Genomic DNA, 11,763 nt, shown 5'->3' with positions numbered 1-11,763 from the left:
AATGTACGTGCTGCCCCATTGCATCATCGATAAAATATTAACACTTTTTATGGTGATTTACGAATATCAAATGAAAATAATTCGCTTGATTTATATGAAAAATTCACAAATTTCAATCCACCGATAAATTTAAAAAAGCCCGAAATAACGCAGTTTTTTCGGACTCCTGATTTCATTTTTTGATTTTCCGGAATTTTATGTTCATTTTTTTATACATTCGTTGAAGACCATAATGTCATCTCTTTTGGCATTACCGATAAGAACAGTTCCGTATTTCGAAGCAAGCTCTATGGCCTCTCTTGTGGGATACTCCTTGCTGACAAGCATTGGCACTCCCGCTCTTATGACCTTCTCCATCATATCTGTAGGAACTCTTCCGGTTGTGTAGAGTACACATTGTGAAAGGTCATAGTCATTTCTCAATGCATAACCTATACATTTGTCAACTGCATTGTGTCTTCCTATATCTTCACATACAAACCGGATAACACCATCAGTCATCAGATATGCGCTATGTGTTGAACTTGTTGATTTATGTACCGGGGTGTCTTTCCGGAACTCCGCAATAAGTGTATCTACCCATTGTCTCTTCCAGTTTATACCCCGGGAAACCTTCAGTGCCTTATCATGCACAAAATAATCATTGAGAACATGATTCCCTGTGCAGCAGGTAGGAGTAGTCTCAACGAAATCTCCAGAACTTGAAAGCTCACAGCTTCCTGCATTAACTCCGTTGTCCTTCTCTTTGTTTTGATTTTTTAGAAGCACCTTGGCTCTTGCACCTTCCCTGCAGATATAAATCATCTCCACATCATCACAGGATTCGATGATTCCCTCCGTAAGCATTCGCCCGAGAACCAGTTCCGACAGATATTCGGGAACGCATACAAGCTTCATGGTCAGGTGATCGTTAATGTATACATCCATGAGATGCTCATAAAGCACATCTTTCTCTTGTGTTCTCCTGCTGCCATCCGGTGCAATGACAGTCACCGGCACCCTATATATCTTTTCTATATTTTCATACTGCTCGTTAATTATCATAATTTCCAAAGTTCTCTTTCATCAGGTATGCATCAATATTGAGTCAGCTATACTCCGTATATCGTTCATATCAAGTATCTCTTCAGTTGTGAGCCTCCATCTTAATTTAAGTTCATCTAAAGTTTCTCTTTCATTAACGCATTCAGATGCAGGTTCAGTTTCATCATGAACCATATCTCTGTTTTCACATGAAATATGATCCGTCACAATAAGAAACCTGCCCTCAGGATCAGACGCAGGACAGTCCGAAATACCCTTTCTTATGATCTCAAGTTTCTTATACTTTGATGCCTTGAATCCCTCCATAAGGATAATGTCAGCTTCCGGAAATATCTCACGAAGATATTCTTCATTTTCCCCACATCCTATCTTATGAACAAACATCCTGTATGCGGAAAACACAGCCGCACCGTATGCCCCCGCCTCAGTAAACCTATAGCTGTCTGTATCCGGAATATCGCAGCTGAAATCATGCCCGTCATGCTTGATAGCCGCAACTTTGAGTCCACGCCCGGTAAATTCCTTTATGAGTTTCTGCACCAGTGTTGTTTTTCCTGAATTCTTGATGCCGGATATAACGCATATCCTCTGTTTTTGATTCACTGTCTTCATATCTTACTCCGGTTTGCACTTTAAGTTTCTGCAATCCCAATAATTAAACAAAAAAAATCCTTCCGAATCAACCTAAAGATGATCCGGAAGGATAATACTTAAATCACTGTGCAATGATTCCGTCTATAGAATAGTTACTAACACCAACTTTTACTCGATTTCCAATTACGTGTCCATAGAACGGGTTATTGAATCCTTTCACCAAGAACTTTTTCTTGTCCCCCGTCTCGCAATCTGTGACACAAACAAGGTTATTGTTTCTGACCATTTCCTCACTAACTGACTGTCTGCTCATATTTATAGCCTTTCCTGAAAATAAAAAACTAACTTTTTGCGATTTGTTAATCGATAATCAATCGTTTGACATAGTATAAACCAATTTTTTAAAAATGGAAGAGCTTTTTTGAAATTAATTAATTTTTAATCTAATTATGCTGTATACAGTATCTTTTTTAACAATATTCATATTACTCATTACTTTTAGATATAATGAATTTGTGCTTAATGTCTCTATATCACATGTTTATGTTAAAAACATTGTATATTTTGACAGGTTTAATAGTTAAATATTTTGATATAATTTCATACAAGGAGGCTTTCTGAACATTTTCTAGGTAGAATGTTCATTTATGCACTAATTTGGCCTATTTATTCAAAAACTCTCAAAACACACACTCAAAATTCACAAAAGCACAAGCATAAAGAAAACCTCCCCATTTTTAGAAAAAAGGAGTTTACAATGAATTTTAGTAATGAGCATATCGTAATCGATAACGCAGGTCATCCGGAAGTCAGATTTGAAGAAACCCACAGTCTTTATCAGCTTTTGGAAAATGCAGGCAGAGTCTTCGATGATAAGGTTTTCCTCACATGGGCTTACGATGACACTATCTATGAGAGAAGTTATAAAGAACTGGCCAATGAATCAAAAAAGATCGGTGAGTGGGCATCTCAGCTTCAGAATACTCTCGGCCATACCATTCACGCAGGTTTCTACGGAAAAGCAGGCTTCAATTACCTTGCCGCCCTCTTTGGTGTAAATGGTGCCGGCGGTGTATGCGTTCCGCTTGATGTTCAGTTATCCGCATCAGACCTTCTCAGAAATGTTAATAATGCTGATGTTGATATCATTTTCTATGACTTTGATAATATCTCTCAGGTTTCTTATCTTAAGGAACAGGGATCATCAGTAAAACAATATATATGTATTCAGAATATAAAGGATCAGGACAGCGTTTCCTCAATCCGCAAATCCTACAGCGGACAGGGATTTGTCGACAGCTCAAAGTCTGAAGACTGCGCTATCATACTCTTTACATCCGGCACCACAGGTGATCCCAAGGGTGTCATGCTCTCCAATTCCAATCTAATCGACAATGTTTTCTGTAATGACGATCTCGGTGACCAGTATAGTGAGGTCGTTCTCAACGTACTTCCGATTCATCATGTGTACTGCATGAACGGAGACGTATTCTGTCTCATGCGATACGGCTCCACACTTGCCATATCAAGTTCACTTCAAAAACTTTTTAAAGAGATCAAACTCTTCCGCCCTACTTATATAAGAATGGTTCCGATGATGCTGAAGCTTATCAACAACCGTCTTCAGCTTACCAGAAAGCAGCATCCTGAATGGTCCATAGATTCTGTACGTCAGGAAGTTCTGGGAGACAGACTGTATAAGCTCATCAGCGGCGGCGGATATCTGGCACCGGAGCTTGCCGATTCCATCCATGACTTCAACATTGTCATCGGACAGGGTTACGGAATGTCTGAGACTTCACCGAAGATCGCGGTTCCTGATTATGATCGTCCGGAAAAACGTGCCAGTGTCGGATTCATCGTAAGGAAATGTCAGACACGTATCGTTAACGGAGAACTTCAGGTTAAGGGTCCGTCTGTCATGATGGGCTATTACAAGGATCCCGAAAGCACAAAGGAAGCATTTACAGAAGACGGATGGCTTAAGACCGGTGACCTTGCACGTATAGATGAGGATAATTTCCTTTATCTCACAGGTAGAAAGAAGAATCTCATCATTCTTTCCAACGGTGAAAATGTCTCTCCCGAAACCATCGAGAATCTCTTTGACGGAGATTCACTCATTACTGATATCGTTGCACTGGGTGAGAATGACAAGATCATTGCAGAAATATATCCAAACTTCGAGTATGCCGACAGCGTAGGCATCAAGGATCTGAAGGCTGCCATCGATGAAATCGTTACCGCCCACAATCAGGAACTTCCGACATTTGCGAGAATTTCACAGGTTGTCATCAGAAACAAGCCGTTTGAGAAAACATCTTCAAAGAAGATCATCAGAAGCAAGGTTAAGGCTGAACGTGAAACTGCAGAAACCCAGAAGGATGTCATCATTAAGCCTAAAAACGAAAATCAGGAGAAGCTTCTTGAGATCATCACCGGACTCATCGACAACGACATGATCGGCATAACCACAGACCTTTTCTCAGCCGGTATGGATTCAATGGCTTGCATACAGCTTGTCGAGGAAGTTGAGACTCAGCTTGGCAAGATCATCAGCTATAATGATCTCCTCACATACAACACCATAGAGAAACTGGATGCATTCCTTGGTGTTACAAAAGGCATGGAGGTTCATCCTTATCAGGATAAGTATCCTCTCACCGGCATGATGATGTACTTCGCTTACGTTATCCCCGGTAATACCACAGGAAATCTGCCATTTACATTTGAACTGGATCCTTCCATCAATCTGGACAGGATGAAGGCTGCCATAGTCGAGACTATCAACGCTCACCCTGCATTGAAGGGCATGATCCAGCCGGATCCGGAGACTCATTATCTTGCACTTTTCAGACATGATGACTGGGAGCCGGATGTACCGATCATAGACGTTAAAGATGCGGAGTGGCCGGAAACAGAAGCCGGGCTCCTACAGGCATTCAGATACGATGGTACCGACAAACTCTACCATATCCGCCTCTACAGAACAGAAACCAGAAAGTTTATGCTTTTCGATGTCAGCCACATCATGGGTGACGGAATCAGCATGAACATCCTTCTTGAAGATGTGAACCGTGCCTACTCAGGAAAACCTGTTGAAAAGGAAATATATACTTTCTATGACTACATACTGGATGATCAGCAGATGATCTCTAACGGCGGTTTCCGTAAGGGCGCAAACTACTATGATAACCTCATGAGGGGCTATTCTCTTGAGCGTTCTCTTCTTAATAAGAAGGATAAGGATGACCTTAATCATGCAGAAAAGGGCGTCATACGCAAGCGTTTTGACAAGACTTCAAAGCGTCTCATCCAGAGCTTCTGTAAGCTTAACGGTGTTTCCGAAAATGTTCTTTTCCTGACATCATTCAATTACGCTGTAAGCCTCTTTGCTGACGAAAAGGATATGACCACCTGCAGTATTCATTCCGGACGTACAGACGGACGCTGGAGAAGACTCGTTGGACCACTGTTCAAGACCTACTATCTCAGAACAGAACGCAATCCTCATGAGACCTCCAATACATTCCTGAAGAGAGTCGGAAAGCAGATCATGGATTCAATGCAGAGTCCGATAAGCTTAAGCCGTGAGGGCGAAATGTTCTTCCAGTATCAGGGCGAGATACTTCATATACCTGAGATCGGAGGCCTGCCGGCTCGCACTATACATTTGCAGCTTGATTCTCTTCCGTTCCATATGAACGTTCATGAGGATGACAAGGGTTACTACACAGAGCTTCGTTTCTGGAAGAATCGTTTCGATGATAACCAGCTGAGACTTTTCCTTGAGTGTTATGAAGCAATACTCAATACCTTCACCACTGAGACAAGTGCGCGTAAGGTAAAGTACCACATGCCGGAGGATGTTTATCCTCACGCATACAAGGTAACAGCAGGTGAGCTTAATGCAGAAGCCGGAAAGGAACTCATAAAGCTTTCAGGGACCGATCATGTAAAGGCTTATATACTTGATGATCACTACTCAAAGAAGCCTTACGGTGCCTGGGGAAGACTTTTCATCAAGGATGTTCCGCCTGTCGACTACGTTGACATCATCAATGATCCATGGCGTGACGGAAGACTCTACGACACAGGTATCACCGCAAGAATCCTGCTTGACGGACGAATCGACTTCCTTGAGAACAGCGGACGTGTTGTCATGACCGATGGTTCAAAAGGACGTAAATACTACGACGTTGGACTTCTTGAAAAGTCACTTGAGCAGATGGAAAACATCGAAAAGTGCAGGGCTTATCTTGTATTCGACAAGGAGATCCGCGAGATGAAACTCGTCATCAATGTTGAAGCAAACCATGACTCCTTCATCAACCGTATCAGAAGCTTTGCCGGAACAACTGCCGGCGACGACATGATACCGGCTGTTGTAAACATCACAAGTAACTATAGAAACACTGACTAAATCAGCGTTTCCCTATAATCCTAAGGGATAAACATCAGTTAAGGGACGGTTCAAGCGAACCGTCCCTTAAAACTATCCTGATATTCTCTTTCTTTTTTTCATCCCATAGAATGATGTGGGTGTCAAAAGTCGATATAGAATTGTTTCGCCCTTTGCGCTACTGGAAACGTCAGCCCATTTAGTTCGCTTCGCGAGGGCTGAAGCTGCATGACAGATTCCGTTGGAATCTGCCACAAGGCTCACGGCTCTCCCACATTTAATTTACACAATTCCTTATATAAATCTTATTAAATGTCGATAATTTAAAATAGTGTTTTTAAAAAGCCTATATAAAATCATACTTATGTTAGGAGTGTGTACTATGTTTAAGATAGAACCTTTTGATCCTGATGTTAAAACTAAAATCCTGAAACTCAACGAAAACCTTTTTCATGAGGCCTTGAAAGAAACACCGAAAAGCATGGAAAGATTTCATGTAGAAAACAGTCATGGAGAGAATTTTGACATCGTCTACTGGGATAACAGCGATGATCTTGAAAATGCCGCAGGGTATCCAAAGTATGTCAGGCCACCTTATATGCCCAAATATCTGACTTATGATGAAACGGACGCTGAAACTCTATACCTGGATTTTCTGAATTCATTGTTATGCTCTATAAGACAAAGTTCTATATGCAGCTGCCGGCTACCTTGGAGGATACTTCCATAGCTCCCGGATTTAAAAATGAAATGGACGAATACTTTGATGCAGTTCTGGGGGACAAGAAAACTCTCGGTGTCCTTCTCCGAGGATCTGATTATCTCACCAACAGTCTGGGAAGTTTGAGAAAGATGGCTACCGTCGAACAGATGACTCCTAAAATCCATCAGTGGATGGAGGAATATGGCTATGAAAAGATATTCCTTGCAACAGAGGATTCGGATATCCTTTCCAAGATGCGTAAGGAATTCGGGAAAGATATGGTAGCACTGGCTCAAGACCGTCTTTCTGCCAGCGACTTAAAAAGTGGTCAGATCATCACCGATTATGAAAAAGAAACCGGCGGTGAGAACTATGCAGCAAAGCTGGAAGATACCACCATCAATTACTTCTACGCCTTATACATTTTGTCAAAATGCGATGCATTCCTTTGCTCCGGTCAGTGCAACGGCTGGGATAATGTTGTCAGCCTGAACTCCGGCAGATTTGAGCACTGCTATAAATTCACCGTGGGTGTGACCGGAGATCCGATGACAGAGGACTGGAAGGAAGTGCGGCAAGTAACAGCAGGTATGATCAGCAGAGCCTCATATCCGACAAGCAAGGCATTCTTTATGACATATCGTTTTGATCTGGCAGAAAAAGTTTGCCCTGACAAAGTTATGGAAGCCTGGAACAAAACTCTTAAAGCATATCCGTATATGAGCTATGGTGTCATCGCAAGGAACGGCAGACTGGTATTAACTGAAAATCCTCTTCCATTTATCATAAGGGAAACCGGAGAAGTTATAGAACCTTTCGAACGGGCAGGTAATTTCCATACTGTGACATTTGCATATCTTGGTCAAACATTATGGATTTATGCTGATCTTGTGCCTATTGATGAAATCGGATTTAACAGGGTGATGGAAACATTTTTCTATCACTATTATTGCCTTGTTGACTGTAAGGAATATACTGTACCTGATGGCGTATTTACAGAGAAGGACGGTCCGGTTCCGGGGCAGGACACAGATGGATATCTGAATGTCGATGCTGTTGATCCGTCATCTATGCTTGAAAATATGAAAGCATCGGATTCATTTATATTACCGGAATTTTCCGACAAGTCTGAGGTATTTGCAAACAAGTCTGACTGCAGAGGATATTGTCTGTCAGTTCCGAGCGACGAGATGATGGCTCATGCAAGAGAAGCAGGCGGCAGTCCGATGTCAGTACTTGCTGTGACTTTCTCCAAGGCATTACAAAGGGTACATCCTGAAAATACCCGTGCTATCAAAGTACTGTCATCTGTGAGCATCAGAAAGGTTATGGGAAATGATAACTCCTTACTGCATCAGGTGGTACATGCAATGTATGATTTTGCTCCGTCGGACCTTTCAGAAAAGAGCGATACGGAATTGAATCAGGCTTACAGAACCTTCCTGAAAAGTTTTTCCTCTGAAGAGAATATCCGTATGCTCTCCGGCGTCTATCGCGGGATCTGCGAAGGCTATACAAAGGCCTTTGCCTACGGGGCACTTGATAAGATCACCATGGAACAGCGCCAGAATGCAGGTATCTCCTACGGAGTCAGCTATGTAGGTACATTACGTACCGGCGGCTATGGCAACCGGATACGAATGACTGCTTTCCACCTCATGCCTGAAAAGAGTATCTCGCTGAAGGTAACTGAGGTAGGTGATACATTTTATATCGACTGGTATCAGGGATTCCATGATACGGCTTATATCCTGGCAATGCGTGATGTACTTTCTGATATGGGTATGAAAGGACTGATGATCGAACGTGTAGAGTAAAACCTTTTCATATTATGATATGACGGTTATGTTACTTTCATGTATCATAACCGTCTTTCTTTTTATTACTTTGACTAAGCATCCTGTGCTGTTAGTTTTATGATATCATCGGGATCAGTCATATGCAGAACAAATGAGCTTCTCAAAATCACGCAGAAAATGAGCTTACCAAAAGTACCAAATCACGTGCTTGCACGATGATTTGAGACTTTATGACCCGCCATAAAAACGGTTGATTTTACCTATAATGCCTCAAAAGAATATATCGTACCGTCAAAGGGATCATTCCAGTATATAACAAACTTTTTATAGACCATATCTCCTGCTTTATGCGTATCATATGTATGTCCGGCCGGATCCGAAGATTTCCAGTCTGCTATACTGTTATTAAACTTCGCCAATGTTCTATCACTTATATCAATACCGGGATGAAATTGCCCTGTTGCCACATCATAGATTCCCGCATCCTTATATTCCTGTACATTCGTATCGGAATTTTCAATATACCACGCCATAGCTGCTGAATAAGCCGCTCTGGCATTTGCCTGATTTGTGGCAAGTCTGGCCTTCTTCAGCTGATTTGTAAAAATTGGTATACTTACAGCTACAAGTACACCTATGATGGCAACAACAATTAAAAGCTCTGCAAGAGTGTATCCCTTCTTTTCAAAACATCTTTCCATAAATTACTCCTGTCCGATGTAGTAAGCATAAAACAATCTACAATTAACGCATAAGCTGTATATTACCACCAAACGCCATATATTGTCAGCAAATTATTTGCACATTTTAATGTTTTTTATAAGTTTTTGCCACCATCCTTTCCTTCATTGTGGCATTATCAGATTCTGCTTAAATACTTTTGCAAAAAATTCGATACTATATTCCACATAAAGTCGATATTTAAGGCCAGGGTAAATAATATTCAAAACATCCTATATATTTATCCAAGCACTATATACATTGAACAATTTATTATTTTATTGCTGATTATTACATGTTATCATATACATGAATATTAAATTTTTATTATTTGGGAGGATTTTTATGAGTTTTACTGAAGTTTTTTCTAATTTTTTTCTAAATGCAACTACCGCAGAAACTATTGCCGGCGCTTTGTTTATAGCAGGTTGTACAGGCGCTTTTACGTACATTAGCAAACGATCAAGCCATAAAGCTGAAATACTGGAAAATGAAAAAGCAGCATTTGAAACAAAAATGAAAGAAACCTATTTAAAATTTAGTGAATCTTACCACAATTATATAAATTTGGACATTCATAATTCAAAACTCGATGGTGAAAAAACCAATGTTAAAAATTCTATTATATCTCTAAGGAATATTTTGGCACTCAATCATAAACATCTTAAAAAACATTCATCAGATGATTTAATCAAACTTATTGACACATTTTCTTATTCACTTGAAAGCTATCATACTAATTGTTCTGCTTACGCTAAAATAGAAGACGAATATAAAAATTGCGTAAAATGCAAAATCAAAGTGGAGTATAATATTGATCCAGACGTCATCGAAGATATTATATTTGATATAGTGGATGGAAAATATCATGAAATCCCGGAATATGATGAATTAACCACAGAAGCACTAACTATTGGTGGTGTTGATTGGTTCCCTTCTGATATCGAATCTCGCCCCTATTGTGATGAGCTTGATTATTATCAAGATGTATGCAACAATAAAATGTCCTCATTTAAGTCCACAACTTTATCCTATCTTAGAAGCGAAGAATCTTTGGCAGATGCATTTAACAAACTTTCTAAAGCCATTCAGAACTGTTTATAAACACATATTACTTTCAGGCTAACAGAGGTAGGCTATCATAATAGAGATTGCCAGCCTTGTTGGACATATGCTCTCAAAAAAAGCCGATAAGCACCCTAAATACTTATCGGCTTATCATAGAAGGCTATTTACAGAAAAACTTTCACAGTCTCTCATAATATGAGATACGCCTCCTCCTTTACAACATACAGTGTATATTTAAACTAAATTATAAAGACAGCCTATTAATAATAACTGGTAAGTTTAATTACATTTCAATTTGTTGTATTCATAACTGTTTTTTTGACATATCCTTCTTTTGCTCAGCAATATAGGCTTCCATATCCTTTAGGAACTGATCTTCATCCTTACCTGCTCTTTTGGCTGCTACAGAAGCATCTATAACTTTATCCATCACCAAGGAATATAGCAACGATTGCGTTCCAAGCTCTTTTCCTTTTTCTATGCCTTCCTCATATCCCTGCTTTAGCCATCTGTCTTCCTGCAGTTCAAGCACCTGACCACCCAAGATTGCCACCATCCTTTCCTTTAAATCCGAATTAAGTCTTCTTGATATATGTTCCAAAATGATTCTTGAAAGTTCAGCAATTTTACGGGTATCGTTCTCGGAGATAATCCCGGATTCGCAGGCTTCCAATAATCTATCGTAATATGTCTTTAGTTCTGAATATATCTTATCATATTCAGGATCATTCTTATCTGATATTTTTATTAAACGCGACTCGTATCTGATGGCATAAAACGGAATAAGAAAATACAGACCATTGTCAAATATATCGTCTGCAGAATATGCCTGAATGTTCATCACAGGTACAGGCATTATTATTTCCTGATCAGTGTAACAATATTTAATTTGCATCTCGGAAAATTTGGGAGAGTCCGAAGAACTTCTTAGATTTATAAGACCTGAATTTGGCAGAACAATACGTACGGAGTAATCTGATTCAAGTTGTTCAGCATTGTCCAATGCTATTCGCATGTTATATTCCGCAAGCCGAAAAAGAATACTGCCGTCTTCGGTAGACTGACATTCGATATGGTAATATCCTCCGGCAATTTTAAAGCAGTTATCGGTAAATCTTTTTGAAACTTTACTTTGCGATTTATTTATGAGATAGCGTTCATTAGCAATACGTTCTATTTCTTTTATATCAACAATTTCTGCTTTGACTTGAAACATCTGCTCTATAACAGTAACAAGCAAGTGCCCCATTTTCTCGGCAGCTGTCTTGAACACATCATCAAAGGGCGTACCGGATAATTCTTCTTTGTCATCATTTGTCATGATTATAATTATGTCCTCCTAAGTAATGTAGAAGGATGATAACAGAATTTATCATGTTTTCATATTGTCTAAAATCAGACTATATGATGATATGTAAAAAATCATTTCAAAA

Annotated in this window: 9 protein-coding genes; 4 read left to right on the top strand and 5 right to left on the bottom strand. The window is 39.9% G+C overall.

What is annotated here, in order from left to right:
* Positions 1-201: 201 nt before the first annotated feature.
* The 3 genes from fdhD to BM294_RS02845 all read right to left on the bottom strand — a co-directional run bounded on the left by fdhD (position 202) and on the right by BM294_RS02845 (position 1,951).
* Complete coding sequence (gene fdhD, locus BM294_RS02855; RefSeq protein ID WP_091204767.1) at positions 202-1,044, bottom strand: formate dehydrogenase accessory sulfurtransferase FdhD; 843 nt, start codon at positions 1,042-1,044, stop codon at positions 202-204.
* Between the two features lie 21 nt (positions 1,045-1,065).
* The gene (gene mobB / locus BM294_RS02850) at positions 1,066-1,656 is read right to left on the bottom strand and encodes a molybdopterin-guanine dinucleotide biosynthesis protein B (RefSeq protein ID WP_091204765.1); all 591 of its coding nucleotides are present in this window, start codon (positions 1,654-1,656) and stop codon (positions 1,066-1,068) included.
* Positions 1,657-1,759: 103 nt separating this feature from the next.
* Complete coding sequence (locus tag BM294_RS02845) at positions 1,760-1,951, bottom strand: hypothetical protein (RefSeq protein WP_091204764.1); 192 nt, start codon at positions 1,949-1,951, stop codon at positions 1,760-1,762.
* A gap of 444 nt (positions 1,952-2,395) precedes the next feature.
* On the opposite strand from BM294_RS02845, the gene BM294_RS02840 reads away from it, so the two are divergent.
* The 3 genes from BM294_RS02840 to BM294_RS02830 all read left to right on the top strand — a co-directional run bounded on the left by BM294_RS02840 (position 2,396) and on the right by BM294_RS02830 (position 8,560).
* Positions 2,396-6,061, top strand: a complete 3,666-nt coding sequence (locus tag BM294_RS02840; RefSeq protein WP_175494459.1) for an AMP-binding protein — start codon at positions 2,396-2,398, stop codon at positions 6,059-6,061.
* Positions 6,062-6,422: 361 nt separating this feature from the next.
* Positions 6,423-6,770, top strand: a complete 348-nt coding sequence (locus tag BM294_RS02835; RefSeq protein ID WP_091204761.1) for a hypothetical protein — start codon at positions 6,423-6,425, stop codon at positions 6,768-6,770.
* The gene (locus BM294_RS02830; RefSeq protein ID WP_175494457.1) at positions 6,710-8,560 is read left to right on the top strand and encodes an O-fucosyltransferase family protein; all 1,851 of its coding nucleotides are present in this window, start codon (positions 6,710-6,712) and stop codon (positions 8,558-8,560) included. The genes BM294_RS02835 and BM294_RS02830 overlap by 61 nt, the downstream gene beginning before the upstream one ends.
* A 242-nt stretch (positions 8,561-8,802) precedes the next feature.
* Here BM294_RS02830 and BM294_RS02825 read toward each other — a convergent pair whose 3' ends face one another.
* Positions 8,803-9,243, bottom strand: a complete 441-nt coding sequence (locus BM294_RS02825; protein WP_091204757.1) for a type IV pilin protein — start codon at positions 9,241-9,243, stop codon at positions 8,803-8,805.
* 364 nt (positions 9,244-9,607) lie between these two features.
* On the opposite strand from BM294_RS02825, the gene BM294_RS02820 reads away from it, so the two are divergent.
* A complete protein-coding gene (locus BM294_RS02820) occupies positions 9,608-10,366 on the top strand; it encodes a hypothetical protein (protein WP_091204755.1) in 759 nt (252 codons plus the stop codon).
* Between the two features lie 268 nt (positions 10,367-10,634).
* Here the strand turns inward: BM294_RS02820 and BM294_RS02815 are convergent, their stop codons facing one another.
* Positions 10,635-11,651 (bottom strand): RpnC/YadD family protein, encoded by a 1,017-nt coding sequence (locus BM294_RS02815; RefSeq protein WP_091204753.1) that lies wholly within the window; start codon positions 11,649-11,651, stop codon positions 10,635-10,637.
* Positions 11,652-11,763: the final 112 nt, after the last annotated feature.

It is taken from the genome of Oribacterium sp. WCC10 (genome assembly GCF_900113415.1).
Taxonomy (GTDB): Bacteria; Bacillota; Clostridia; order Lachnospirales; family Lachnospiraceae; genus Oribacterium.
The sequence above is the reverse complement of the archived record's forward strand: the minus strand, read 5'-3'. Positions and strand labels throughout refer to the sequence as shown.